The sequence below is a fragment of the Halostagnicola alkaliphila genome (genome assembly GCF_055379965.1).
In genome coordinates this window covers 362,074-387,164 of sequence record NZ_AP043824.1, presented here as the reverse complement: position 1 = coordinate 387,164, position 25,091 = coordinate 362,074, and the positions used below count along the sequence as shown (strand labels likewise).

Annotated in this window: 23 protein-coding genes; 12 read left to right on the top strand and 11 right to left on the bottom strand. The window is 59.7% G+C overall.

The window, feature by feature from the left end:
- Positions 1 to 12 precede the first annotated feature (12 nt).
- From ACZ5C7_RS01605 to ACZ5C7_RS01585, 5 genes are read right to left on the bottom strand one after another with little or no spacing between them, the layout of a single operon-like run.
- Positions 13 to 1,032: an ABC transporter ATP-binding protein gene (locus ACZ5C7_RS01605; RefSeq protein WP_464374645.1), complete on the bottom strand. Its 1,020-nt coding sequence runs from the start codon at positions 1,030 to 1,032 to the stop codon at positions 13 to 15.
- Positions 1,025 to 1,282: a hypothetical protein gene (locus tag ACZ5C7_RS01600; protein WP_464374644.1), complete on the bottom strand. Its 258-nt coding sequence runs from the start codon at positions 1,280 to 1,282 to the stop codon at positions 1,025 to 1,027. The genes ACZ5C7_RS01605 and ACZ5C7_RS01600 overlap by 8 nt, the downstream gene beginning before the upstream one ends.
- Positions 1,279 to 2,103, bottom strand: coding sequence for an ABC transporter permease (locus ACZ5C7_RS01595; RefSeq protein WP_464374643.1), 825 nt, complete (start codon positions 2,101 to 2,103; stop codon positions 1,279 to 1,281). Before ACZ5C7_RS01595 ends, ACZ5C7_RS01600 begins: the two co-directional genes overlap by 4 nt.
- Before the next feature lie 14 nt (positions 2,104 to 2,117).
- Positions 2,118 to 3,038 carry an ABC transporter permease gene (locus ACZ5C7_RS01590; protein WP_464374642.1) on the bottom strand — a complete coding sequence of 307 codons (921 nt, stop codon included), beginning with the start codon at positions 3,036 to 3,038 and terminating at the stop codon, positions 2,118 to 2,120.
- Positions 3,039 to 3,059: 21 nt separating this feature from the next.
- Complete coding sequence (locus ACZ5C7_RS01585) at positions 3,060 to 4,214, bottom strand: extracellular solute-binding protein (protein ID WP_464374782.1); 1,155 nt, start codon at positions 4,212 to 4,214, stop codon at positions 3,060 to 3,062.
- 206 nt (positions 4,215 to 4,420) lie between these two features.
- On the opposite strand from ACZ5C7_RS01585, the gene ACZ5C7_RS01580 reads away from it, so the two are divergent.
- From ACZ5C7_RS01580 to phnE (ACZ5C7_RS01560), 5 genes are all read left to right on the top strand, one after another.
- Entirely contained in the window at positions 4,421 to 4,648 is a 228-nt protein-coding gene (locus ACZ5C7_RS01580) for a DUF7511 domain-containing protein (RefSeq protein WP_464374641.1), read from the top strand.
- Positions 4,649 to 4,786: 138 nt separating this feature from the next.
- Positions 4,787 to 5,935, top strand: a complete 1,149-nt coding sequence (phnD, locus tag ACZ5C7_RS01575) for a phosphate/phosphite/phosphonate ABC transporter substrate-binding protein (RefSeq protein ID WP_464374640.1) — start codon at positions 4,787 to 4,789, stop codon at positions 5,933 to 5,935.
- 56 nt (positions 5,936 to 5,991) lie between these two features.
- A complete protein-coding gene (phnC, locus tag ACZ5C7_RS01570) occupies positions 5,992 to 6,813 on the top strand; it encodes a phosphonate ABC transporter ATP-binding protein (RefSeq protein WP_464374639.1) in 822 nt (273 codons plus the stop codon).
- 32 nt (positions 6,814 to 6,845) lie between these two features.
- A complete protein-coding gene (gene phnE / locus ACZ5C7_RS01565) occupies positions 6,846 to 7,685 on the top strand; it encodes a phosphonate ABC transporter, permease protein PhnE (protein ID WP_464374638.1) in 840 nt (279 codons plus the stop codon).
- On the top strand, positions 7,685 to 8,482 hold the full coding sequence (gene phnE / locus ACZ5C7_RS01560; protein ID WP_464374637.1) for a phosphonate ABC transporter, permease protein PhnE: 798 nt from the start codon (positions 7,685 to 7,687) through the stop codon (positions 8,480 to 8,482). The genes phnE (ACZ5C7_RS01565) and phnE (ACZ5C7_RS01560) overlap by 1 nt, the downstream gene beginning before the upstream one ends.
- Positions 8,483 to 8,626: 144 nt before the next feature.
- On the opposite strand, the gene ACZ5C7_RS01555 is transcribed toward phnE (ACZ5C7_RS01560), so the two are convergent.
- A complete protein-coding gene (locus tag ACZ5C7_RS01555; protein ID WP_464374636.1) occupies positions 8,627 to 10,624 on the bottom strand; it encodes a hypothetical protein in 1,998 nt (665 codons plus the stop codon).
- A gap of 220 nt (positions 10,625 to 10,844) precedes the next feature.
- Between ACZ5C7_RS01555 and ACZ5C7_RS01550 the strand changes: the two genes are divergently transcribed.
- The 6 genes from ACZ5C7_RS01550 (at position 10,845) to ACZ5C7_RS01525 (ending at position 16,106) form a co-directional block, all read left to right on the top strand.
- A complete protein-coding gene (locus ACZ5C7_RS01550; protein ID WP_464374635.1) occupies positions 10,845 to 10,982 on the top strand; it encodes a hypothetical protein in 138 nt (45 codons plus the stop codon).
- Between the two features lie 4 nt (positions 10,983 to 10,986).
- On the top strand, positions 10,987 to 11,970 hold the full coding sequence (locus tag ACZ5C7_RS01545) for a YeiH family protein (protein ID WP_464374634.1): 984 nt from the start codon (positions 10,987 to 10,989) through the stop codon (positions 11,968 to 11,970).
- 533 nt (positions 11,971 to 12,503) lie between these two features.
- A complete protein-coding gene (locus ACZ5C7_RS01540) occupies positions 12,504 to 13,481 on the top strand; it encodes a PstS family phosphate ABC transporter substrate-binding protein (protein WP_464374633.1) in 978 nt (325 codons plus the stop codon).
- Positions 13,482 to 13,489: 8 nt separating this feature from the next.
- The gene (gene pstC, locus ACZ5C7_RS01535) at positions 13,490 to 14,419 is read left to right on the top strand and encodes a phosphate ABC transporter permease subunit PstC (RefSeq protein ID WP_464374632.1); all 930 of its coding nucleotides are present in this window, start codon (positions 13,490 to 13,492) and stop codon (positions 14,417 to 14,419) included.
- Complete coding sequence (locus ACZ5C7_RS01530) at positions 14,419 to 15,279, top strand: PstA family ABC transporter permease (protein ID WP_464374631.1); 861 nt, start codon at positions 14,419 to 14,421, stop codon at positions 15,277 to 15,279. The genes pstC and ACZ5C7_RS01530 overlap by 1 nt, the downstream gene beginning before the upstream one ends.
- Positions 15,276 to 16,106 (top strand): phosphate ABC transporter ATP-binding protein, encoded by an 831-nt coding sequence (locus ACZ5C7_RS01525; protein ID WP_464374630.1) that lies wholly within the window; start codon positions 15,276 to 15,278, stop codon positions 16,104 to 16,106. Before ACZ5C7_RS01530 ends, ACZ5C7_RS01525 begins: the two co-directional genes overlap by 4 nt.
- 36 nt (positions 16,107 to 16,142) lie before the next feature.
- Here ACZ5C7_RS01525 and ACZ5C7_RS01520 read toward each other — a convergent pair whose 3' ends face one another.
- On the bottom strand, positions 16,143 to 17,345 hold the full coding sequence (locus tag ACZ5C7_RS01520; RefSeq protein ID WP_464374629.1) for a carboxylate--amine ligase: 1,203 nt from the start codon (positions 17,343 to 17,345) through the stop codon (positions 16,143 to 16,145).
- Complete coding sequence (locus ACZ5C7_RS01515) at positions 17,329 to 19,251, bottom strand: asparagine synthase-related protein (RefSeq protein WP_464374628.1); 1,923 nt, start codon at positions 19,249 to 19,251, stop codon at positions 17,329 to 17,331. The genes ACZ5C7_RS01520 and ACZ5C7_RS01515 overlap by 17 nt, the downstream gene beginning before the upstream one ends.
- A gap of 851 nt (positions 19,252 to 20,102) precedes the next feature.
- Here ACZ5C7_RS01515 and ACZ5C7_RS01510 point away from each other — a divergent pair.
- Complete coding sequence (locus ACZ5C7_RS01510; RefSeq protein ID WP_464374627.1) at positions 20,103 to 21,332, top strand: FAD-dependent monooxygenase; 1,230 nt, start codon at positions 20,103 to 20,105, stop codon at positions 21,330 to 21,332.
- A gap of 248 nt (positions 21,333 to 21,580) precedes the next feature.
- Here ACZ5C7_RS01510 and ACZ5C7_RS01505 read toward each other — a convergent pair whose 3' ends face one another.
- The 3 genes from ACZ5C7_RS01505 to ACZ5C7_RS01495 all read right to left on the bottom strand — a co-directional run bounded on the left by ACZ5C7_RS01505 (position 21,581) and on the right by ACZ5C7_RS01495 (position 24,972).
- Positions 21,581 to 21,904: a hypothetical protein gene (locus tag ACZ5C7_RS01505; protein ID WP_464374626.1), complete on the bottom strand. Its 324-nt coding sequence runs from the start codon at positions 21,902 to 21,904 to the stop codon at positions 21,581 to 21,583.
- A gap of 114 nt (positions 21,905 to 22,018) precedes the next feature.
- Complete coding sequence (locus tag ACZ5C7_RS01500; RefSeq protein WP_464374625.1) at positions 22,019 to 23,140, bottom strand: tyrosine-type recombinase/integrase; 1,122 nt, start codon at positions 23,138 to 23,140, stop codon at positions 22,019 to 22,021.
- 497 nt (positions 23,141 to 23,637) lie between these two features.
- Entirely contained in the window at positions 23,638 to 24,972 is a 1,335-nt protein-coding gene (locus tag ACZ5C7_RS01495) for a sulfatase-like hydrolase/transferase (protein WP_464374624.1), read from the bottom strand.
- Positions 24,973 to 25,091 lie beyond the last annotated feature (119 nt).

Genomic DNA, 25,091 nt, shown 5'->3' with positions numbered 1-25,091 from the left:
AGTGGAGAACGGTTACTCGAGAAGGTGAATCCGATCCGTTTCGAGGTCGAGCGCGAGCGAATCACCGACGCCCACGTCGTGAGACGTTCGATCGAGGCCGACGGTCACGGATTCGCCGTTCGGGAGTTCGGCGCGAACGCGAACGGAATCGCCGAGGTAAAATCGGTCGCGAACAACCGACTCGATCGGCCCCTCGCCCGGAATCAAATCGTCCGGTCGGACGACGATGGTTCCCTCGGCAGTCTCGGAAAATCCGTTGGACTCGAACGTCGCGAATCCCAGGTCGAGTCGCCCGTTCTCGACGGTTGCGGGGAGAACGTTCGAGGTGCCCACGAAATCGGCGACGAATCGATTCGCCGGCCGTTCGTAGATTTCCGTCGGCTGGCCGATCTGCTCGAGCGAACCGTCGTTCAGAACGGCGATCCGGTCGCACATGACCATCGCCTCCTCCTGATCGTGCGTGACGTACAATGCGGTTACCTCGAGTTCCTCGAGTAAGCCGCTCAACTCGGTCCGGAGGCGTTCCTTGAGCGACGCATCGAGGCCGGTCATCGGTTCGTCTAATAACAGAACGTCCGGTTCGATCGCCAACGCGCGGGCCAATCCGACGCGCTGTTGTTGCCCGCCGGAGAGCGTCTCTGGCGCACGGTCCGCTAACGCGTCGATATCGAGCATCGAAAGCAACCCCCGCGCGCGGTCGCGGCGCTCCGCCTTTTCGACGCCCTGCATCTTCGGGCCGAACGCGACGTTCTCGAGGACGCTCATGTTGTCGAACAGCGCGTACGACTGGAAGACGAGGCCGATATTTCGGCGTTCGGGCGGAACGTGCGTTACGTCCTCGCCGTCGATCAGCACCCGCCCGTCGGTCGGCGTCTCGAAGCCCGCGAGGGTCCGAAGCGTCGTCGTCTTGCCACAGCCCGAGGGGCCGACCATGCCGAGCACTTCGCCGTCTCGAATCGCGAGGTCGATTCCGTCGACCGCGAACTCGGTATCGAATCGCTTCGTCAGCCCCTTGAGGTGGACCTCAGCCATCGAAGATCACCGCCCACGGCGAGGAGGTTGTTTCGTCGCGCTCGGGGTTTTCCGGTGTCGAGGGGAGCGTTCGGCCGGTATCGGTTTGGACCGTATCAGATCGGCCGGAATCCGATCGGCTGGGATCGACCGTTCCGCTGCCGTCGATCTCTCGATCGTTTCCACGCTTCCGTCCGCTTCCTGCCCCCCGTTCGCTTCCGGTTTCGGTTCTCGAGTCGTCGGTCGAAGTCGTCTGGATTCGTTCGGTCATGGGTTGGTTGAAGTGGTGGTAAAGCCGCGATTTCCGAGGAACTGCAACACGACGATGGCGCTCACGACGATGAGAAAGTAGATCGAAATCGCCGCGGCGGACTGCAAGAACGGCGCGTTGTTGATGTTCTCGAACAAAAACAGCGAGAACGGGCGCGGACCCTGCGAATACACCATGTACGTGAAGTTGAACTCGGCGGCGGCGAGCGTCCACGTGATGATCGACCCCGCGACGATCCCGTTTTTCGCGTTCGGGAGGATCACCGTCAGAAAGGTTCGTGGCCAGGACGCCCCGAGGGACCGCGCGCTCTCTTCGATCCGTCGAAGATCCATCGACTGGAACGAACTCTGGACGGTGAGGACCATATACGGCGACTTCAACAGCGCGTAGCCGACGACGAGCCCGAACGACGTACTCGCGTTTTCGGGGTAGGCCCGAAGGAACGCGATGCCGAGGATGATCCCGGGGACGAGCGGCAAGATTGCGAGCGCGTTGAGCCAGTCGCGGGCGAAGAACTCGTACCGGGTCAGCGCGTAGGCGATCGGGACGCCGACGAGGAGATTCACTACCGTTCCGCCCGTCGCGATTCCGGCGCTGAAAAGCAGCGATCGACCGACGGTCGTCTGGACGCCGTACTCCGCGTAGCCCATAACGACGCGCCAGTTCTCGAGGGTCGCGAATCCGCTCGGGAAAACGCCGTCGGCCGAAGACGCGAACGAGGCCACGAAGGTGTAGGCGATCGGGATCGTCAGGAAGGCGAGGAACGCGTAGACGACCGCCGTAACGAGACGCCGACCGACGAGGTCGAGTCGCGAGATCATCCGTTGCCACCTCGTCATAGTTCCACCACGCTCGTTTCGACGAACCGTAAACTTGCGACGGTGAACGTCAGGATGAACAGGAAGTAGACGACGCCGATCGCCCCCGCGAGCTGGCTGTCGAAACCGACCGAAATCTCGTAGTTGATCCGAACCGTCGCGACCGTGAGGCCACCCAACACCAGCACCGTTCCGAAGATGGCGAGCGCAGATCGAAACGTCAGGATGATCGCCGCGACGACCCCCGGTCTGATCTGAGGTAGCGTCACGTGGTAGAACGTCTCTATCGGACCCGCGCCGAGCGCTCGAGCAGCTTCCTCGGCGTCGGTGTTGATCTCGGCGTACGTGCCCCGGAGAACCATCGTCGAACGCGGGACCAGCGAGTAGACGTAGCCGACGAACAGTCCGGTCACGGCGGTCGCGGTCGCCAGATCGATGGCGCTTTGCCCGGTGACGACCGCAGCGAGGTTCGTCACGAGCCCCTGTCGGCCGAGCAGCGTGATGATCAGAAACGCGACGACGATCCCCGGGAGCGCGATGGGAAACGAAAGCACCGCGACGAGGACGTTCTCGAACGGCAACGAGTACTTCTCGAGCGCGTGAGAGATCGCGACGCCGAGGGCCACGCTCACGATCGTCGTCAGCGCCGCGAACCACAAGGTGTTCCAGGCGACGGTCAGGTACGTCGAATCGGTCGCGAGCGTCCGCCAGGCCTCGAGGCTGTAACCGGCGTTTTCGAACGGGTCCGCCGACACGCTCATTCGCGCCATCACGACCAGAGGGATGAACGCGGCGAACGTCCCTAACACGAAAAACGGCAAACACATGATCGCGATCCGTCGGCGCTCCCGTTCGCGTTCGGTCGACGGCGACACGAGAGCCGATCCGAGTTCGGTTGCGGTCTCTCGATACCGGGCCGCAGTTGCTGAAATAGACATCAGTTCGTTGAACGTGTCGAGTTACGCCGCACCGGGAAGCGGCGTGCGCTCGGTGATCTCGTCCATCAACGCCTCCTGACGCTCGAGCAGTTCCTGCTGGTCGAGGCGGAACTGCGTCTGCTCGTAGCGCGCGTCCTCGGGGAAGCCGTCGGGCTCCTCGAGGTCGTCCGCGCGCACGGGACGGACGTACGCGTCGTAAAAGCGCTGCTGACCCTCGTCGGAGAGACAGTAGTCCATGAACAGCTTCGCCGCCTCGGTGCTATCGCCGCCTTCGATCAGCCCGAACCCGTAGGGCATCGCCGAGACGCCGGGCCCGCCGTCGGGTCCGGTCAAGAGCGCGACGTCGACCTGCTCCTCGTCTAACTCCTCTACGTTGTACTTGAGATTCAACCCAGAATAGTCGGTCTCGACGACGGTCGAAATCTCTCCCGACGTGAAGTCGCCGTCGATATTTCGCCGAAAGTCCGCACCGTGGGACTCGATCTCCTCGTGGTAGTCGATAACCGGATCCACGTCCTCGAGCGAGCCGCCGTAGGCTTCGTTGACCGACAGCGCGGCGTTCAGCCCGTTTGCGGTATGGGGAGGCGTAAACGCAAGATCCTGCGCGAGATCGGGGTGTTTCAGGTCCTCCCAGGTCTCGGGTTCGTCGAGCCCTCGCTCTTCGTAGACGTCCGTGCGGTAGGTCACCGCCGTCGTCATCTCCCGAGTCGTCGTCACGTGCCCGTCGTCGGTCTTGAACTCCTCTGGGACTTCGTCCCAGTGTTGCGGTTTGTACGCGGTGAGGAAGTCGTCCTCCCAGGCCTCGAGGGCGAAGGAGTAGCCGCCGTTAAACGCCCCGTGGCTCGGGTTTTGTGCGTTCGATCGCATGTGCGTCAGCGCCTCGCCGGAAGAGCGCTGGTCGTCGTTGAGCGAAACGCCGTACTCGTCTTCGAACGCCTCCATGAGATCGTCCCACCCGGACCACCCCGTCTGGACGCAGTAGACGTACAGCGTGTCCGGAAACGTGGCGCTGTTGACCGATGTCTCCGAATCGCCAAACCCCACCTCGTAATCCGTGCCGTCGGTTGTATCGTCGTCGCCGCCGAGACAGCCCGCGAGTGCCGTTCCAGCAACCGTACTCCCACCGACGAGCACCTGTCGTCTCGAGCGTGTCGTGCGTTTTAGCCGTTGTCGCATCATCGAGACCTGCTCGCACCGTACATTAGTTCATTTATAATATGTCTACTGACGTGAAAGTGACGTACGGAATACTATTGAGAACTATCCTACAGTATCGACGATCGATACGTTCGGTTCACCGCCGGTCTATATCTCTCAATAGGGCAACTAGAAGCGGCTATGTACCGCTCGAGCGTCTTCGAACCTACCGGAGGTCAAAAACCATGAACGGGTCCTCGAGCGGATACGGCACTGACGGTGTTCGGCAACGATTGGAACGGGCCACCCAGTACTCGATCGAGTCGATCGACCTTGAGGCGGTCGTCGTTCGATACGAGAACCAACCCGATCGGTGTACGGTTACGCCTCGGGAGTGCTCCGAGAGCGAACGACTCACCACGTGGTTCACCGCCGACCGACAGGCGTTCGTCGCCCTCGAAAACATGCGGTGAGCTCGAGGATCGAAGCCTAACGGGACACCCCCTTCCGTACGAATACGTATCCGAACTGAGCGCTATATATCGCTCTTTTACTCACCATATTGATATTATAACGGCTTTTACCCGTTCTCTCGGTTGGATCAACCGACGATGTCCGACGAGTTCCGAACGGACGGCGACGCAGATGGTGCAAAGCGGAAGACTTCCTGCTGTCGGGTCTGTCGGCGGACGCTCTTAGCGGGGGCCGGTGGGGCGGTCACGGGAGCGCTGGCCGGCTGTTTGAGCGATACCGACGATGAAATTCCCGACGGTGCGGACGAAGACTTCCCGGAGTGGGATCCGGAGAGTCCGGAATTCCCACAACGGATGTCCACGCTGATGGACTACGACAACGGCTCGGTCGAGGATATCGAGGCGTTCGAGGAACGCGACGAACCGGTGTACGGCGACCCCGTTCGAAGCCCGCCCACAGATGACAGCGAAATTATCGATCCGGATACGCTTCTGTTCGCGATGACGCCCACGGAGGATCCGGCACAGTACGAGGGTGTTTTCGACCCTATCATGGAAAATATCGAGGAGGAGACCGGTCGAGACGTCGAGACCAATATGGTCGAAAGTTACGCAGCACAGGTCGAAGCGATGCGGAGCGAACAGCTCCACATCGGCGGTTTTTCGACCGGTCCGCTCCCGTTTGCGGTCAACCTCGCGGGCGCGGTTCCGTTCGGCATCCAGGTCTCCGAAGACGACGCGGGCTACTTCCTGTGGGCGATCACCCACATGAGCAACACCGATATCAACTCCGTGGAGGACTTCGCCGGCCGCGACGGCGCACACGGCGACCAGTCCTCGAACTCCGGCAACCTCATGCCTCGAGCGATGTTCGACGACCAGTTCGGCGTCGAGCCCGGTGAGGATTACGATGTCGAACACATCGGGAGCCACGAAAACCTCGTCCTCTCGATTTACAACCAAGATCACGAGGTCGCACCGGTCTGTAGTTACTGCGTGACTCGAGTCGCCGATCGGGGCGACGTCGACCCCGAGCACATCAAAGTCGTCTGGCAGAGCGAACCGATCGTTACGACCGGGTTCTCGTATCTGTACAACCTCCCGTCGGACGTTCAAAACGGAATCGAGCGCGCGTTTCTCGAGTACGATTACTCCGATACCGAACTCGCCGAAGAGTTCGACGGACGGGGGCAGTTCACGGAGATCGATTACGCGACGCACTGGCACGACATCCTCGTTACCCACGAAGCGAACGACGTCGACCTGACCGATCCGAGCGACATCTAAGAACGGGCGTCTGCGATCGGCTCTCACAAAAGACGGCGATTATCCACGAACACACTATGCTCACCATCACAGATCTGCGAAAAGAGTATCCGACGGGGGACGAGGCGCTGAAAGGGGTTTCGATGCGGGTATCGGGCGACGAAGTCGTCTCGGTCATCGGCCCGAGCGGCGCGGGGAAAAGTACCCTTATCAGTTGTATAAACCGCCTTACGGAACCGACCGAAGGATCGATCGTCCTCGACGATACCGAGATCACCTCGTTATCGAAGCGGGACCTGCGACGGACTCGTCGAGAGATGGGAATGATCTTTCAGGAGTTTAACCTGATCGAACGGCTCACCGTCATGGAAAACGTGCTTTCCGGCCGTCTCGGCTATATGAGCAACTGGAAGGCGTTTCGTCGAAAATTCGATGCGGAGGACATCAGTAAAGCCTACGAAATTCTCGATCGCGTCGGCCTCGAGGACGTCGAGGATAAGCGAGTCGACGAGCTCTCGGGCGGCCAGCGACAGCGGGTCGGCATCGCACGCGCGATACTCCAGCGACCGAAGATACTGCTCGTCGACGAACCGACGAGCTCGCTGGATCCCGAAACGTCGGCCGCAGTCATGGAACTGCTGACCGAAATCGCGCGAGAGGAGGAGATTCCGGTCGTGATCAACATCCACGAAGTCGACCTTGCGCTCGAGCACACCGACCGGATCGTCGGCCTCACCGACGGGCGGATCGTCTTCGACGGCGCGCCAGGCGAACTCGACGACGGCGCTCGAGACACGATCTATCGAGGTGGGGAATCACGGGCCCAGACCGGCTCGCTGAACGGCCGGCAACCCGACACGACGGAGTCGGTCGAACTCGAAACGGAGGGATCGTTCTGAAATGCAGGATCGAGTCCCTCTCGGTGACAGAGATGAGTAGTCCGAAATCGAACGGCAACGAGCAACTCCCAACCGAGGACGCTTCGGACTCGTGGGCCCGGCCGACCGTCTTCTACAACAGGCAGACGAAGTACATCGTCTACGGCGTCTTCCTCCTGTTCGTCCTGTGGAGTGCGTGGGAACTTCGGCCATCGCCCGCTCGAGTGATCAACGGAGCGGAAGCCACACAGGGATTGCTGGCCACGATGTTCCCGCCGGATTTCACTCCCGAAGCCCGCCAGCGAATTTGGGATGGAATGATCGAGAGTATCGCGATGTCGATCGTCGCGACTCTCATCGGGGTCACGATCAGCGTTCCGATCGCCGTGATGGCGGCCGAAAACCTGGTTCCGCGGCCCGTGTACTACGTCGGGCGGACGATCGTTTCGGTTTCGCGATCGCTTCACGAACTGGTGCTGGCGATCGTCGCTGTTGTCGCCGTCGGTCTCGGCCCGCTAGCAGGGGTCATCGCGCTGGTGATCGCGACTCCCGGGTTCTACGCTAAGCTCCTCGCAGAGGAGTTAGAGGACATCGACGAGGGACAAGCCGACGCGATTCGGGCCGTCGGCGGAAGTCGACTGCAGGTTCTCGTCTACGGCGTCGCGCCGCAGGTGATTCCGCGAATGGTCGGACTGGCAATCTACCGGTGGGACATCAACATCCGCGCCAGCACGATCGTCGGAATCGTCGGCGCTGGCGGGATCGGAGTCACGTTGCTCAACTCCTTCGATCGGTACGAATACGATTTCAGCCTCGCAATCGTGCTCGCGATCATCACTGTCGTCATGATCGGCGAGATTGTGAGCGCGCTTATTCGACGGAGGGTTCAGTAATGTCGGCCGAATTTCGAACCTCCTGGAGCAAGTACGATACGAGGACGAGAGTGCTCCAATTTCTCGCCGTCGTGGGAGTGGTGGTCGTCGCCGTACTCTCGTGGTGGCGGCTAGATATTCGGTACAATTTCGTCGTAAACGCGCCGAGAAACCTGGGCGACTTGCTCGGTCGAATGTACCCGCCGAACCTCTCCTACAGCCTCGAGATCGTTCCGCCGCTCGTCGAAACGATCAACATCGCGATCCTGGGGACCGGTCTCGCGATTCTCATTTCGATTCCGATCGCCTACCTCGGTGCCGAAAACACGACACCGAACGCGATCACCTACGCCGTCGGCAAATTCCTCATCGTCGGCACGCGGTCGGTCAACGTGATCATCTGGGCACTTTTGTTCATCATCATCTTCGGAACCGGCGCACTGGCCGGTGTCCTCGCAGTTGCGTTCCGATCGATCGGTTTCGTCTCCAAATTACTCGCCGAAGGGATCGAAGAGATCGACCCCGGACAGGTAGCGGCGATCCGCGCGGTGGGCGGCTCCCCGTTCGATGTCGTCGTCTACGGAATCGTGCCGCAGATAAAGCCGACGTTCGTTAGCGTCGCCACGTACCGGTGGGACATCAACGTCCGCGAAGCGACGATCATCGGGTTCGTCGGTGCCGGCGGAATCGGCGCCTCCCTCGACGCCTCGATCGACTTTTTCCAGTGGTCGAACGTGTTGACCATCCTGATCGCGATGCTCGGGATCGTACTCGTGAGCGAAGGAATCTCCGCGTATCTTCGAGGGAAAACTCGGTAGTATCGAAGCGACAGACTGGGCTACAACGTTCGAAAACGGAGCCGGAGAGCAGACCGGAAAACGATCCGTCTCGTGGTGCGATCAATCCCATCTCCCCATCCGCTCTCAAAATACGCTCCGAGTGTTTGAAGCGCGCCAGAAAAGTTACAGTTCGTCCGCGCTGAGCCACGCCGAGCCAACTCTGTACTCGTCCTGATATTCGAGCCTGACATCCACGACGTTTTCGACGGGCGGGGCGTCGAACGTGACGGTCTCTCCGTCGGCGAACTCGCCATCGACCAGGGTCTCGAGATCGACCGCTTCATCCTCGCCATCAGCGCGAATCGCCGCCGTGAGATCGGTCGCCGGGAGCGACGGGCCGCCCTCGTGGGTGAGCTCGAGTTCGTCGTCGCTACCCTCGAGCGCGAGGAAGATCTGCGGTCGCGCGGTCGTCCGACCGATATCGACGTCGTCCTCGACCCAGACGACCGTCGCCGTGGAACCGATATCGAAATCCTCGACGGTGATCGACGCGCCATCGCCGACCGTTTCGTACTCGTCGGTCCACTGCACGGCGGCGGACTCGTCGTCGACCCGAAGTTCGTAGGCGTCGGCTGGCTCGCTGCCGTCTAGTCCGAGTTCGATATCGAGGGTGTCCGCGTCGTAATCGTACTCGAACCGGGCGTTCCCCGGCGGCGTCACGACGTGGTTTGCGATCGAATCCTGCGTCTCGTCGCCCTTCCAGCCGACGAGAACGCGCGAATCGATTTCGACACCGTCGATCGTTGCTTCGTCACCGACGCTCAGTTCAGCGCCCTCCCACGGCTGAGTGGACTCGAGGACGGTCGGTTCCTGACCGACGGTTCCGCCGCCGTGGTACGTCCCGTCGACGATCGAGAGATAGACGTGATCCCCCTCGAGCGGGAACTTTCGGTCGTCGACATAGGTGGCCGTCACCGTTTCCGTTTCGCGATCGTACTCGAAGTCGAACTGGAAGCGATTGAGGATCGTCGTGCCCATGGACGAACTGCCGTTGGGGCGATCGTGTCGGATCCGGAGCCGTTGATTCGGTTCGACATCGTCCATCTCGATAGAGAGCGTGTCGCCTTCTTCGATCTCGTCCCGTCCGTCGGCCCAGATCGACTCGTCGTACGCCTCGTCGTTCAGTTCGAGCGTGAGTTCCTCGAGCGGCGTCGGATCGCCCCGCGTGACCTCGAGTTCGAGGAAGTCGTCGTCGGGATCGACTTCAACGGCTGGTGAAACGCTCGGGCTCTCGTGATCGCGCGCCTCCTGTTCGGCCTCGAGGTCTCGCATCCAGGTCGCCGTCACGAGCGAGCCGTCCTCCTCGAGTTCCGGAGATCGGGTTCCAGTGCCGTTGCCGAAATCGGCTTCGAGTTCGTCGCGGACCTCGTCGGTGATCGCGGACTCGTCGACAAATTCGATCCCGACCTGCTCTTCGATCGTGTACTCGTCGATTACCGTCGATGCCGTCGCCGTAAATCGAACGTCGTCGGGGTCGATAGTCGAACCGGAACCGTCGTCGTCCATTCCGACGAAAACCCGGAGGGTATCGGCGCGGGAGAACGTTTCGAACGCGTCTCCGACGGTCGAATACTCCTCGAGGAACGAGACGGAGTCCTGGGTCGCCGACTCGAGGGCATCCTCGAGGAGCGAAACCGACTCGGCGGCGATGACCGTCTCGCCGGAAACGCCGACGACGATCTCTTCGATAGCCGGATGCGGATCGGCGAGTTCGTATTCGATCCCGTCGGCCGTTTCCTGTCCTTCGAGGACGCCAGCGACATCGTCGTTGACTGACGGATCGCCCGAAAAGACGGTGATGACTTCTGGATCGTCCTGCTCGAGGTTCGCGATCGATACCGATTTCGTCGGCGAGGCATCTTCGTCGAGAACGTCTCCGTAGTAGACCATCGACGTACTCATCGCCGTGTCGACGAGTTCCCGGGCCTCGATATCGGTGACGGTGAGCAGCATCGACTCGTCACCGGCGGCGGTGGGGAGGTACCCGAGGATATCGGGAACCGCTTCGGCTTCGTCGTCCGCTTCGTCTCCGTCTTGGGAAGCTGAAAGACACCCTGCGGCGGCGACGGCGAGGGTTGAACCGATGCCACCGAGGAGCGTGCGGCGGGGAGCGTTCGGCATAGGTGAGATTGGATAGGAATCACACAAGTAAGTTTCCAATATAGTTCAATACGATAATCTATTGTGTAGAGGAATTTCTCATTGATATCAGGTGTTCACTGAAATGAAGTGGGTTACAACCGAAGGCAAAAATGAAACGTCACAGGTACAGGAAATATTTTCTTCTATAACTGACGGAATCGGCAAGGGTTAAGTACGGCGCTCGTTCAAACGCGAACGAATGACGATCGACCACCGAGGACTGGTTGTGGCCGCGCGGGCGTACTGGTCGAGGCTCGAGCGCGACTGGCAAAGCGTCACTGTCGGAGCGGTGATCGTTGCGCTCACCATAACGCTCGAAATACGGATTCCCTGGTAAATAGATGGACACCTATCGGGTGATTCCGGGGATCGGGTTTCTCTGCGTGGGTGCCGTCCTCGCACGGAGTCTCGAACTCGTTGTGGGATTCAATCACCTATTGATCGCAATCGGGATCGGCTTCGTCCTGGCGAACAGTATCGGTATCCCGGGTCGTCTCGGGCCAGGAATCGCCACTCACAAACTCTGGCTCGGAGCAGGTATCGTCCTCATGGGAGCGTCATTGACGCTCGATACAATCCTCGAAGTCGGGGCGACGATCATCCTCGTCGTCGTTCTCGTGACGACGAGCACGATTCTGGTCGTCGAAGTGCTCTCGCGAAACGTCTTCGGGCTCGCGACTCGGCTCGGTTCGTTGCTCGCGGCGGGAGCGAGTATCTGTGGCGTCTCTGCCGTGGTCGCAGTTGCCGGTTCGATTGACGCTCGAGAAGAGCAAATCGCGTACGCTGCGGCGACAGTATTACTGTTCGACGCGTTTACCATCGTCGTCTACCCGATCATCGGCGAACTACTCGACCTATCGGGAACGATCTTCGGAATTTGGGCCGGCGTGAGTATGTTCTCCACCGGACCCGTCGTCGCGGTTGGATTCGCCCATTCGGAGGCCGCTGGACAGTGGGCGACGATGACGAAACTCTCGAGAAACGCCTTGATCGGTTTCGTGGTACTCGGCTACGCAACGTACTATGCGGGTTCGGGAACGAACCGAAACGTCTCCGTCCGCACCCTGTGGGACGAGTTCCCGAAATTCGTTCTCGGATTCCTCGTGCTCGTCCTCGTCGCCAGTGCTGGCATGTTCTCCGAGGGTCAACAACGGTCGATCGAAAACGCGTACAATTGGCTGTTCGTGCTCGCGTTCGTCGGGCTCGGAACCGAGATACAGCTCAACCACCTTCGAAACACCGGCATGACGCCTGCCCTCGTCGTTTTTCTGGCATTAATCGCTACTAGTTCCCTCTCGCTAGTCGCACTACTGATACTGTTGTGAGGGCTCGCGCAGTTCGGTCCAGCCGACCGGCCGAAGTGCCGTTATCGAACGACAAACGTCAGCCGGAGCCGAGTGCACGAGAGCGGGTTCGCGGTCGGCGGCCAAGAATCGTTTCGCCGTCGATGTACGGAAGTGTTCGCCGTCGAAGTACGGAAGTGTTCGCCGTCGAAGTACGGAAGTGTTCGCCGTCGAAGTACGGAGATATTTGCCGTCGAAGGTAGACGCAATATTTGCGATAGCGGTCCTGAAGGAGCACTGATGCGCGAGAAGCTCGTTTTCTCGATTATTAGTGCCGCTACTCGGCCAGCTCTTGAGCGAAGAAAGATTTTCGAAGTCGGGCGGAATATCAAGATACCTGTTAATTCTGGGTTTCGACGACCTATACGGGCGTATTCTGGGTTTGATCGGTGTAGAGTCGATTTTGCCTGTTTTTCACACGCACGACTGGAGAGTTTTGCTGGTTCCGAGGTACGTCCCAAAGAATTGCTGGGTGCCGAGGGAATACAAGGAGCTAGTTACTAGGGGAGTTACCTATGGAACGTACCTATTCGCGTCGATCTGCGTTGCAACTCGCAGGAGTCGGTTCAGCGATCTCACTCGCCGGTTGTACATCTTTCCTCGGTTCAAGTGATACAGTCCGGATCTCCGGTGGGGTCGGTCCGCTTCCGATGGTCGAAGTGTGGGCAGATATTTACGAAGACGAAACGGACACGTCGTTCGATATTTCGGGGGGCGGAACTGGTGTCGGCGTCTCGGACGTCACCAACGACCAGGTCGACATCGCCATGATGGGGCGCGAGCCCGAGCCCGAAGAGATCGAAGGCGGCTTGTTCGCCGTTCCGATGCTCATCGACACCGTCGTCGGCACCGTCAACGCCGACAACCCGGTCATCGACGAACTGCAAGAGAACGGGCTCACTCGAGAAGATCTCGAGGACATCTTCACGAAAGAGGTCACGAACTGGGGCGAGGTCGTCGACGCCGATGTCGACGAGGAAATTACCGTCTACGGACGGTCGGATGCATCCGCCGCGTACAAACAGTGGGGCGACTTCCTCGGCGGCGAAGACGACGCCTACACCGAGAACGAACTCGAGAGTCTCTCGGACGGAAACCATAACGGCGACCAGCCGGTCGCCGAGGCGATCGCCGGCAACGAAAACGCGATCTCGCTGAACAATATCAACTACGTCTACCATCACGAGAGCGGCGAACTCGAGGGAGACATCCGTCCCGTGCCGCTCGACCTCGACGGCGAGGGTCTTTCCGACGAGGAGGACTTCTACGAGACGCGCGACGACTTCCTCGCCGCCGTCGAAGACGGCACGTATCCAGCGCCACCAGCACGCGAGATGTTCCTCGCGTCGAACGGCGAGTTCGGCGAGGACTCCCACGACTTCGTCGAGTGGGTTCTCACGGACGGACAACAGTACGTCCGAGACAACGGTTACGTCCCGCTCGAAGAGGATCGACTCGAGGAAGCGCAGGACGACCTAAACGAGGGGCCATAACCTAACCGATGGGGGGTTCGACGGACTCAGGAAGTCAAAGTCGTCTGGGTCGGCGCCTGCTCACGGAACGAGTGAGTGGGTACTGGCTTCAGGGTGCTGGCTACTTCGCTATCGCACTGTTTGCCCTGATCGTTCTGGCGTTGCTCTACCAGTCGCTCCCATTGCTTTCGGAGTACTCGCTGGTACAAATGCTAACGTCCTCGAATTGGGATCCCGCGCAGAACCAGTTCGGCTTCTTGCCGGCTATCGTGGGCACGGTATACGTGACCGCCCTCACGATGATTATGGGGACCCCGATCGCGATTCTCGCGGCGATCTACATCGCCGAATACGCGGAAGGGCGAACGAAGACGCTCGTTTCGTCGTTCATCGACGTCCTCGCAGCGATCCCGAGCGTCATCTTCGGCCTGGTCGCACTGATCGTCGTCGTCCCGTTCGTCGGCGACTATCTCGCACCGGCGGTCGGCTCCAGTGCGACCGGTCTCGGCATCTTCACCGTCAGTCTCGTGATGGCGATCGTCGTCACGCCGTTTATGATCTCGTTGTCCGTCGAATCGCTCGAGGCGCTTCCGGACGAACTCCGGGAGTCATCACTCGGCGTCGGCGCGACGAAGTGGGAGACGATCAGGATCGTCCTGTTGCGAGCCGCAGGCCCCGGCATCTTTTCGGCTATACTGCTTGGGTTCGGACGCGTTTTCGGCGCGACTATCGTCCCGGCGATGCTCATCGGCGGCCAGACCCACTTACCGAGCTCACCGTTTGCGACGGGACAGACGCTTCCGACGCTGATCGTCAACGATTTCGGCGAGCTAATGTCGCTGCCGCTCACTCAATCCGCGCTAATCTTCGTCGGACTGATGCTCATCGTCGTCGTGTGGCTGTTTAACTTCAGCGCGATGATTCTCCGGCAGCGACTCCAACAGAGGTGGCAGTTCTAATGGATAGATACACCGAACAACGACTCTTCGGCTTGCTCGCACGCGGTGCGGCCACCCTCGTCGTCGCCGTGATGGTGCTCGTGATCAGCGTGACGATCTACAGAGGGGGGCGCGTTTTCCTCATGGATCCGGCGATCGCGATAACACCGCCGGGTTCCCGATACATGCTCGAGGGCGACGGCGGATTCTTGCACGCAGTTCTCGGAAGTATCTTCATCGTCGGACCGGCGACAGTTGTCTCGGCGGTGCTCGCCGTTTCGACGGCAATCTACCTCCAGAGCGACTACTCGAGCGAGCGCTTCTCGGACACCGTAAACATGTTTCTGAACGTGCTCTGGGGAACGCCGCCGATCGTCTACGGTGTCTTCGTGCTGACGGTGATCATCGCAATCGGTGCCCGAACGTCGCTATTCTTCGGAATCGTCGCGATCGCGATCTTCCAGTACCCGATTATGACCCGATATACGGACGAGGCGTTGCGCTCCGCACCGGATTCGGTAAAGGAAGCGACGTACGGTCTCGGGGCGACACGGTTCGAGACGGCGCTAATGACAGCACGCGCGGCGCTTCCGGGAGTCATCGCCGGAATCGTCATGGGCTTCGCCCGCGGAATCGGCGACGCCGCGACGGTCCTTTTCACCGCCGGTCGAAGCACCAATATGCCCTCGGGACCCTTCGACGGGGCGACGACGCTCCCCGTACTCATCTTCGATCAGGCGATGTCGTTCAACGCTGAAGTTCGGTCTCACGCCTACGCGGCATCGTTCATCCTGATCATCGCCGTATTGGGACTGATTCTCGTCTCGAAACTACTGGCCGGGCGATACGCCCGGTACGCACCAGGAGGTCGTCACTCATGACAACGAACACTGCACTTACCACGGAAGAGCTCAGCGTAACGTACGTCGGAGACCGCGAAGTAGAAGCACTCAAAGGCGTCAGTATCGATTTTTCGGAAAATCAGTTGACGGCTATCATCGGCCCCTCCGGTTGTGGGAAATCAACGCTGCTAAAGTCGTTAAACCGGCTTCACGAGATCCAACCCAACGTCGATATTTCCGGCGACGTCCACCTGGGCGATCAGTCGATCTACAACACCGACGAACCGATACCAAAGCTGCGAAAACGGATCGGCTACGTCCCACAGACACCGACGGCGTTGCCGCTGTCGATCTACGAGAACGTCGCCTACGGGGTGAAACTCCACGGCGACTACGATTCGAAGGACGAACTCGACGCCCTCGTCGAGTCCTACCTGCAAAAGGTAAACCTCTGGGACGAAGTCGAGGATCGACTCGAAACCCCCGGTGCAGAACTGTCCACCGGCCAGATACAACGGCTCTGTCTCGCCCGTTCGTTGGCCGTCGAACCCGACGTTCTCCTGTGTGACGAGGTCACGTCTGCGCTCGATCCGATTTCTGCCGAATCCGTCGAGGAGACGCTCGTCGACCTCAAGGAGGAGTACACGATTATCATGGTTACACACAGCATGGAACAGGCACAACGCATCGCCGACGATGTCGTATTCCTCTACCTCGGAGAGGTTATCGAGAAAAACGACGTTCGAACGTTCTTCGAGAACCCCGAAAACGAACGGACACAAAAGTTCATCGACGGCGACACCATCGTCGAATACGACGAGACCGACAACGATGTTTCCCCCGATGCGGTCCCCGCCAAACGGTAGCACCCACGCAGTGAACCGATCGCCACAGTATCTCCGTCACCCGAACCGCTTTTTCACCGCCCCTTCGAGTTCGGATCGGAGCTGTCGAACGATCGGTCTCGGATCGTCCAGGTGGAGATAATCGAAGTTCGGCGTGGAAACACACGAGCGCGTAATTTCGCCCGACCGCACCGCCAATGACGGACGTTCGACGAACGGCGAGTCCTCGCGGGCGATGCTGACGAGGTGTTCGAGCTCTCCGAACAGGTAGTGCGTTCCGACGCCGACCTCGTATTCGGGATCGATCAGATCCGACCGGTTTCCGGCCTGGAGCACGTACCAGTACGGAAAGTCCGCTCCCGCACGCGTTGCACACGCGAGCGACTGCCACATTCGCGGGTTGATCTCGACGATGCTGAACTCGCCCGATTGCGCGTCTTCGATGTACTCGATACAGGCGAGCCCGTGCCACTCGAGTTCGTCGAGGATCGCCCGACCGGCCTCCTCGAGTGCCGGAATGTCGACCGACTCGCGGTAGACGCCGCCGCTTCCGGTGTAGGAATCGCCGCGGATCTGGCGGTGCTGGAACGTACCGACGGCTTCGCCGTGATCGTACAGTGCACCGAACACGTACTCGTCACTGCCTTCGACGTACTCCTGAACGATCGGTTCGTGTGACATGTCGTCGACGAGTGCGGCCGTATCCGGTGACTCGCCGGCTGAAACGTGTTCGACGGATTTGGCGATTTTCGAATCCTCGAGTTCGAAGTCCTCGAGATACTCGTCGGTGAGGACGTTGTACCGCGATTTGACGATTTGTTCGCCGCTCCACTCTTCGACGTCGCCCAACAGCTTCGTCTCGGGTATCGATACGCCCGCGCGTTCCGCGGCGTCCGCGAGCCGTTTTCGGTCGTGAACGGATTTCAACGTCTCGAGTTGCGGAACGACGACGTCGACGTGTCGCTCGAACTCCTCGGCGTACTTCGAGAGCAGATACGTATCGTGGGGTCGATGCGGAACGATCGTCCGAACGTCACGTCGGGCGGCCAGACCCAACAACGCGTCCTTGTACGCCGGGAGATTACTCGGCGGCGGAATCAACACCGCCTCGTCACAAAAGCGGGAGGCGGTGACGCTGAGTTCGGGATCGTCGACGGCGACGACCGTGTGGATATCCCGATCGGCGAGTGATCGAACCGACGCGTAGCCGTGGGGATATCGCGATGCAGTAACGACGACCGAATCACGTCCGTCGGGCAACGTCGATCACCTCGTTTTCGAGAGCGACGGGCGGTGTTGCGGTCGTATCGATCTGTTCCGTCTTCGTCTCGCTGTTGAGTACGTGTTCTGTTACTGGCATCGTTAGAACGGTCAATAACGTGTACAGTTCGACGACGTGATCCGAGCCGTCGTGGTGGTCTTGATACACCTCGCGGATCGAATCGACGTCGGGACCGGGTAACGCGTCGGCGAGCGGTTCCTGTTCGTCGAGGACGTCGTTTGCGAACCCGAACGAGCGAAGCAGTTCGGCGTCGTCTAACCAGGGTCCTTCGGTTAGGTACGGTTCCGGTGGCTCCCGATTGCTCACGTGCTTTGCCCAAAATTCGCGGAGGTGGGTGCTCACGTATTCGATCGGGAACGGTTGTGAAAGTGCAACGCCGGTGCTCGAGTGTGGTATCGAAGCGAGATCGGGGGCGAGTCGATCGACCGCCTGTCCGACCAGATTCCGCCGGAGGCGATACCGGATCGGCATCGACAGGGAGAGCTCGAGTAACCGATCGTCAAGAAACGGCGATCGATAGGGCAACAACTGACGAAGCGCCGTTCGAAAGCGCATGTCGTCGTCGTTCGACAGCGGGTAGCAGTTGCCGTAGTAGACGAGTTCGTCGAGCGATTCGTAGGTAACGCCGTGGTGAACGATTCGCTCTCCGTCTCGAGAGATGTTCGACTCGAGTACCGTGCGGAGATCCGTCGGCATATCGAGGCCGTCGTGGGCGTCCTCGAGCAGCAGATCGATGTACTCGTCTACCGTCTCTACCGAGCGCTCGACCGGGATCGTCATCGATCCGATCGGACCGAGGGAAACCGACGGAGACGGGATACTGTACCCGCCAAAGAGCGAATCGGCGTACAGTCCCGACAACAGTCCGTCGACCTGGCTCGTAATCTGCGCTTCGAACCCGGCCGTATACGGCTGAGTGAACCATCCGTTAAACGAGCCCGCCCACTGGTTGCGTTCGAGTGCGCCGATCCGGTGTTGTGGCCCCCGCTTGAGCACCTCGAAGTCGGCACCACCCTCCCGCGCAACCCGTTCTGCGATGCGGGCTTCGCGGTTCTTCCAGTCGTTCATGTGGAAGGCCGTCGCGTCCTCGAGAGCGGACAGAACGAGACGAGAGTCACTTCCACCCGAGAGCAACACCCCGTACTCGCGGTCGTCGTGTGTCCACTCGTCCATAATCGTCCGGAATCGCTGCGTGAACTCTTCGACGAACCACTCGAAAGGCTCATCGCGCGGCTGATACTGCGGACGCCAGTACTGTTCGGTCGTCTGGCTTCCGTCGGCCAGCGAAATCGTCGCAATCGTCCCTGGCTCGAGTTTCTCGACACCTTCGAGGGGCGTTTTAACGCCGAAAGTTCGTCGAAACGCGAGATATTCGTGCAGGAAGCCGGTGTGGAAGGAGGTATCGATCGCCGGATGAGACGGCAGGTGCTGGACGTTCGTCGAGAACACGGTCGCGCCGTCGTCCGTCTCAGTCAGGTAGAGCGGAACCGTTCCGAACCGATCGGTACACAGCGACAATCGCTGGCTTTGTTGATCGTACAACAACAGCGTGTAATTGCCGTTGAGGCGAGAAACGAAGTCCAAGCCTTCCTGTTCGTACAGCGAGACGCAAAACTGTGCCGCGTTGGTATCAGGAGGTCGAGGTTCGTACTCGACGAAGCGACCGGTCGAGCCCGCATCGTACCCGTACACGTCGCCGATTACCCAACACAGAACCGCATCCCCCTCACTAGGTCGACCCGCGAACTGACAGGTGTGCGGATCGGATTCGATGGCCACGTCGTCAGTCGTATACCGGACACCGTCATCAGCACTCCCCCACTCTTCGAGCGTCGAAACCGACAATGCATCCGTTGTCCGAATCACCCCACGTGTATGGCTCATCCATCCTCACCCCCACCCCAGTCGACCGATCGATCCCCACTGGTGGTCTGCAATCGTCGTGTCCGTGCTAATCGCATCACGGAAGAATGCAATCTTGCTAACCTATTTATTATCACTACTATAACAGTCGACACGTCTCGTGGCAGGCGACGGTTTTGGTATCGGTAACGCGATGAGAAACGTGTCAATCAAAAGCCTGTAGCCGCCCGAAAACACGGTTTAACATGTCTTTAAGGCAAGGTATTGGGCGGCGATTGTCAGAGGTCCCCCCAAGTAGACCAAGTCAAATGGAAAAGTCACAGTCGAAATCGATAACCGGCGATCGCAAACAACAAAACAACGGTCGCAATCAGAGAACGGTAATTGTAATCAAGAGAAGCCGACTGGTATCGAACAGATCACTCTCCGGCCAAGCGGTTATTCTGTTCATCCCGGTTGCTCACCGGGCGTCATACGGTTTACTGTAAGTCATTTCCGGCGCAACCGCGTCTAGTCCTGCGGTTGCGCCGGTGGACTCGCTCCGCTCCTCCACCGAGGCTCGTCTCACACGGTTCGACTCACCGCCGGTAAATCGTTACAGTAATCCGTATCAGCAGTTCGTTACTCGAGTAGGGGAGAACGAACAACAGCGGACATACCGGTGTCGATAGATATACCGTTGTGCGTCAATTACCCCAAGTGACCGGCCAGACAAGCGCTAAAAGCGCGTTATCTCCGCAATGGACGGCATCGTGATTACACGAGCCAAATACCTTATATCTCATTTCCATCGGTTTAAAAAATGAAGCTTAAAAATGGGATCGGGTACCGTAAACATTATGGAGCATTTTAGATTACATAGTAATACGACTATGAGCACCAACGAGAACACCGAACCAGTGCTGATCGCAGGCGCTGGTCCAGTCGGGATGAGCGCAGCACTCGCGCTACACGCACGGGGGATCGACACCGCCATCCTCGAGGCGGAATCGGAAGACCGGGACAGGGACGGCAGCCGCGCAATCTACGTCCACGGTTCGACCCTTCGAACGCTCGAGCGCGTCCACCCCGGGCTCGGGACCGATCTAGTCGACGAAGGGCTCGTCTGGCCGACTCGACGCACGCTGTACCGCGGCAAAGAAGTGTTCAACCGGACCTACGACTCGCCGGGTGGAAGCGGAGACATTCCCCACTTTACCAGCGTGCCACAGGTCGTCACCGAAGCGTACATGCACGACGCCCTCGAGGACGCCGGCATCGACATCCACTGGGATTCCGAAGTCGTCACCGTCGATACCTCGCCGGAGGGAGTTCACGTCGAAACGAGCGACGGAACCGAGTGGGAGGCCGAGTATCTCATCGGTTCCGACGGCGGCGGCTCGGAAGTTCGCAGCGAAATCGGCGCGAACTTCGAAGGCGACCAGTCCGAGAACGCGTTCCTCATCGCCGACATCGAAGAAGAAGGCGGACACTCGGAAGAACTCGAGCGGCTGTTCCACTACGACGCGCCGGAAACCGACGGTCGGAACGTGTTGCTCGTTCCGTTTACCGGCGGCTGGCGACTCGATATTCAGTGTCTCGGCGACGACGATCCGGAGGACCTCAAAAGCGACGAGCGAATGCAGGAGTTCATCCGCGACATCATGGGCGAGGAGTACGTGGACAACCTGAAATGGGTCTCGACGTACTATTTCCTTCAGGTTATGGCGGATACCTTCGTCGACGATCACCGCCGCGTGCTATTGGCCGGCGAAGCCGCCCACCTGCTGGCTCCCTTCGGCGCGCGCGGAATGAACTCCGGCGTCGCCGACGCCGACGAAGCGGCGTCGGCAATTGCGGTCGCACTGGGTGCACGAACCGACGCCGTCGCCCGCGACGAAATCGAACTCTACGCGGCGCGACGAGAGAAAGCGGCCGAATTCAACCTCGAAGCCGCGGGAGAAGCGCTCGAGTATCTCCAGGGGGAGGATCCGGTGACGGTCCTCCGAAAAGAGGTCGCCGCTTCGCTCTCGGATCACTTCGAAGCCGCGGGCGAATGGCTCGACGACGCACCGTACGGTCCGCACGGATCGCCGCCGATCGTTTCGACCGGTAACTACTAAATCGAAAATCGACCGTTTTTCTACAGATATCCCGAAGTCGCACTATCGGACACTGTTGCTGGGGGTTCACTCTTCATCGATTAGCGGCCCCCTTTCCGTTCGCACGCGATGAACGGAAACGCGGACAACAGTATTCACCAGACTCGTCCACGGAGACATCGATCGAACGGTATCGATTTCGGCGACGAATCTCACAAAACCCCCAACGCATCGCCTGTCAGATAACGGAGCCAGTAATCGAACCGATCTTAGGCCAGGTCGAGTCGTTTGGCGACCCAGTGATCTCGAGCTTCCATCACGAGTTCCTCGCCGTCCTCGAACTCGGTCGTCTCGGCGACGAACTCGTCCCACTCGCCGTGGCCCACCTTCTCGAGTTCGTCACCGGTCTCGGCGTCGCTCGGGCTGGCCGCGACCAGGTCCTCAAAGGAGTCGAACTCGGTTCGAGCCTGAACGAACGCGTCGTCGAATATCTCTGCGAGCGAAATTGCTTCGTCCTGATCGTACACTTCGTCGGCTGCCGGGAGATCCTCGCGTTTCTGTGCAGCATCTTCGAGGTCGATTTCGAGTACCATGGTCACACGTTGTCTTGTAATTATGTAAATCCACCCCATTCAGTCAGACTCATCGAGAAAAACAGCGTGGATCGTAAGCCGCGAGTCGACTCGATCGATGAGAGCCGTCGAACGCTAGTCCATCACGTCGTCGATCCGCTCTGCAACGTCTTCGGGCTGGATATCGCTGTATGCCTCGTGAGTCGTCTCGATGGATTTGTGTCGCAGTGCCGACTGGGCGAGTTCCGAGTTGCCACTCGCGTACAGTTCGTGGCCGAGGCCGCGCCGCCCGCCGTGGGGTTTTAGGTACTCGCCATCGATTTCGAGGTTCGCCTCCTCACACAGGCGTTTCATCACACTCCGGGCCCCGTTTTTCGAGATGGCGGGCGGTGAAACCTCGAACTCCCGGAGCGCTTCGTCGGTCGTCCGCTCCTCGAGTATCCGATCCACTCTCTCAGGGGAATACTCGGCCTCGAGGGCTCGTCGCTTCGAAGGATAATGGCCCGTCGGAAACACGGGCCAGTCCTCCGCCGGCGGCTCGAGCACGGCACGGTAGCGTTCAAGTGCGTCTTTCGCGCGCGCGGGAAGGCCGACGCGTTCGTACTGGCGGGACTTGCCGAGCACCGTCACGCGGCCGCGTTCGTCGTTCAACTCGACGTCTTCCCAGGTGAGTCCGTTCCGTCGATCGTCGTGCGGGTCCGCGAACGCCTCCGCGCCACGAAGTCCGGCGAGCGCGAGCAAGATGACGAGCGCCCGGTCCCGGTATGCGCGCTCGAGGTCGGTCCCGTCGTCGTCGTACGCGCGATCCACTCGAGCGTGGGCGAACGAGAGGAGCTCTTCTCGAGTCTCCTGATCCCAAAACTGGCGATCTCGTTTGCCCGTGTCCTCCGGGAGGAACTCCCGAGCGGCGTCCGTCGCGGCGGGGTTCGTCTCGAGAAGCTGATCCCGGACACAAAACGAGAGGAACGCGCGGGTGTACATGTAATAGTTGTGAGCCGTCGAGGCGGCGATTTCGTCCTGGGCGTTCCGGGTGCGGAGCTCCATCCCCCAATCGCGACAGCACGCGGTATCGATTTCGGCGACGTATGCGATACCGTTTTCCTCGAGGTACGATCGAAAGGACTGCTCGCCGCGATGGAGGACCCACTCGAGGGTGTTTCGCGATCCGCCCGCAGAGAGGCTGGTCAGATAGCGCTCGAGGGCGTCCGTAACTCTCGTTTTTTCCGGCGTAGCGCCGTCTTCCGCTGGTGGCGACATTCGTGTGTCGGGTACAGTATCGACCCACCTAAATCTACTGCACTAAAGTGTTCTTTAGTACAGTAGATGTGCTGGACGCCGAATCATTGGATATTGTGCGGTTCAGGCCTCCAACACGGAGGACCCACCATGTGTAAATGTTATAACGGTATATCAAATAGTATCGGCTCGAACTCGAGCAACCAGATTGCAACGACACCGATGAAGCCAATTCCAAGAGTTTTTGGCGAATTTTGGCACCTCAAACCCTCTATAGGACGTCTGAAGCAAAATTCGTGCTCACCATCTCTGCTCGAGAACCCCGGTGAATCGTCGGTCGACCGTCGGGATCCACCGCCACACTTCGGAATCCCATCGATTCCGCGACGTGGTCGCAACGGAGAGTGCGAACGATCCGACGCTCCGTACCTGTTTCCGGACCCTCGACGAGTCCGATACTCGAGGGGTCTGCGGAGTGGATCCGTCGATCCCAGACAAATGTTTGAACTATCTGCCGATCACGCGTAGCCGAGATGTTCTAACTTCGCCCGCACGTCCTCCGAGACGGCTACGCTGGACTTTCGGTCTTCATCCCTGCGCGTGATCGATGCGGCGAGTTCCCGCAGAAGGAGCCGCGGATTTTCCGCCGGCGGAGATCCCTGCTCTTCCCACCCCTCGAGCGTTTGATAGCCGTAGTACTCGTTCGGCCCGGCGAGACCGTTCAGCGGCCGATCGTACGACGTGACCAACTGATCGGGGTACCGATCGCGCATCTTCTCGAGGCGAGCGGCTCGAAGCCCTTCGTATTCGACGAGGTAAAATTGATCGTCGAGCGTGCCGAGCAGGTTTTGTCCACGGGAGGCAGCCTCGACATCAAGGAGGGCGAGAACCGTCCGATGGACATCGAGGAGACTTACCGTCTTCGAGCATGTTCCGGATACTCCGTCGCCCGAGATTACGAGCGGGATCCGGGTCAACTCGGGGTACACACCGTGCAAGTGACGCCAGCTCCCGTGCTCGCCGAAGAGTTCTCCGTGATCACTGAGCGTGATGACGTAATCGAAGCGCCGCTGTAGTTCCGCGAAAATTCGTTCGTACTGATCGGCGAGATACCGGACCGAGTCGTCGTACGCACCGCGAACCAATCGTTCATCTGGCTCGTCGTCGGTCAGCGTCGCAGCAACCTCGTCGTACGATGCATCTCCGGTTGTTCGATACGACTTCGGGGGCACGTACGGTGCGTGCGCTTCCATCAAATTCGCGAAAAGAAAATCCGCATCCGCGTATCGGTTCTGTCGGAGGGAGTCTAACAGTACCGCCGCCCCGTCATCTCGACGAGGGTTTTCAAAGAGGGTTCTCACGCACCGGTCGGTCAAGCGCTGTGCGAGTCCGGTTTTGACCGAAGGGAGGATTCGATACCAGCCGGCAGCCGCCCCTTTCACCAGCGTAGCGTACTTCTTTGCTCCGGAATGGCTGTTCCGAAAGAGTTCTCGCCATCCCGTTATGCCTTTGCTGTTGATATTAATGCGCCACGTCCCCTCGAACGAGTCGAATCCGCGATCGAACCCGAAGATCGGCGAAACCATGAGGTTCGCACTGAATGCCCGAGGCGTGTATTCAGCATCGGAGAGGAGTTCAGCGAGTACCGGTTCGGGACAATCCAACCCTTCCGAGTTGGCGTTTGCGCCCGCTTCGCTCGCGTACGTTCCCGTAAACAGCGAGGCGTGGGCGGGCATGGTCCACTTTGCAGTCGACCACGCCCGCTCGAAGCGGCGACCGGGCAGCCACGAAAAATGCTGATCGAACGCATCTTTTCGTAGCGTGTCGAGTACGACGAGTGCGATACGCGTCATCAATGGGAGAGTCAGTTTCAACGGGTGAAAAGCATAGGCCGGCGAATTACGTATTCGGAGAGTTCCTCCGCGTGTACTCGAGGGGGATCGCGGGAACGAAAGCGGAACGGTCGGTTCCC

Coding starts and splice junctions, on each gene's coding strand:
- ACZ5C7_RS01595 (WP_464374643.1), bottom strand. CDS start 2,103: ATGATCTCGCGACTCGACCTCGTCGGTCGGCGTCTCGTTACGGCGGTC.
- ACZ5C7_RS01525 (WP_464374630.1), top strand. CDS start 15,276: ATGACAACGAACACTGCACTTACCACGGAAGAGCTCAGCGTAACGTAC.
- ACZ5C7_RS01600 (WP_464374644.1), bottom strand. CDS start 1,282: ATGACCGAACGAATCCAGACGACTTCGACCGACGACTCGAGAACCGAA.
- ACZ5C7_RS01550 (WP_464374635.1), top strand. CDS start 10,845: ATGACGATCGACCACCGAGGACTGGTTGTGGCCGCGCGGGCGTACTGG.
- ACZ5C7_RS01590 (WP_464374642.1), bottom strand. CDS start 3,038: ATGTCTATTTCAGCAACTGCGGCCCGGTATCGAGAGACCGCAACCGAA.
- ACZ5C7_RS01540 (WP_464374633.1), top strand. CDS start 12,504: ATGGAACGTACCTATTCGCGTCGATCTGCGTTGCAACTCGCAGGAGTC.
- ACZ5C7_RS01505 (WP_464374626.1), bottom strand. CDS start 21,904: ATGGTACTCGAAATCGACCTCGAAGATGCTGCACAGAAACGCGAGGAT.
- ACZ5C7_RS01530 (WP_464374631.1), top strand. CDS start 14,419: ATGGATAGATACACCGAACAACGACTCTTCGGCTTGCTCGCACGCGGT.
- phnD (WP_464374640.1), top strand. CDS start 4,787: ATGTCCGACGAGTTCCGAACGGACGGCGACGCAGATGGTGCAAAGCGG.
- phnE (WP_464374638.1), top strand. CDS start 6,846: ATGAGTAGTCCGAAATCGAACGGCAACGAGCAACTCCCAACCGAGGAC.
- ACZ5C7_RS01555 (WP_464374636.1), bottom strand. CDS start 10,624: ATGCCGAACGCTCCCCGCCGCACGCTCCTCGGTGGCATCGGTTCAACC.
- ACZ5C7_RS01605 (WP_464374645.1), bottom strand. CDS start 1,032: ATGGCTGAGGTCCACCTCAAGGGGCTGACGAAGCGATTCGATACCGAG.
- phnC (WP_464374639.1), top strand. CDS start 5,992: ATGCTCACCATCACAGATCTGCGAAAAGAGTATCCGACGGGGGACGAG.
- ACZ5C7_RS01545 (WP_464374634.1), top strand. CDS start 10,987: ATGGACACCTATCGGGTGATTCCGGGGATCGGGTTTCTCTGCGTGGGT.
- ACZ5C7_RS01580 (WP_464374641.1), top strand. CDS start 4,421: ATGAACGGGTCCTCGAGCGGATACGGCACTGACGGTGTTCGGCAACGA.
- ACZ5C7_RS01585 (WP_464374782.1), bottom strand. CDS start 4,214: ATGCGACAACGGCTAAAACGCACGACACGCTCGAGACGACAGGTGCTC.
- ACZ5C7_RS01495 (WP_464374624.1), bottom strand. CDS start 24,972: ATGACGCGTATCGCACTCGTCGTACTCGACACGCTACGAAAAGATGCG.
- ACZ5C7_RS01500 (WP_464374625.1), bottom strand. CDS start 23,140: ATGTCGCCACCAGCGGAAGACGGCGCTACGCCGGAAAAAACGAGAGTT.
- phnE (WP_464374637.1), top strand. CDS start 7,685: ATGTCGGCCGAATTTCGAACCTCCTGGAGCAAGTACGATACGAGGACG.
- pstC (WP_464374632.1), top strand. CDS start 13,490: ATGGGGGGTTCGACGGACTCAGGAAGTCAAAGTCGTCTGGGTCGGCGC.
- ACZ5C7_RS01510 (WP_464374627.1), top strand. CDS start 20,103: ATGAGCACCAACGAGAACACCGAACCAGTGCTGATCGCAGGCGCTGGT.
- ACZ5C7_RS01515 (WP_464374628.1), bottom strand. CDS start 19,251: ATGAGCCATACACGTGGGGTGATTCGGACAACGGATGCATTGTCGGTT.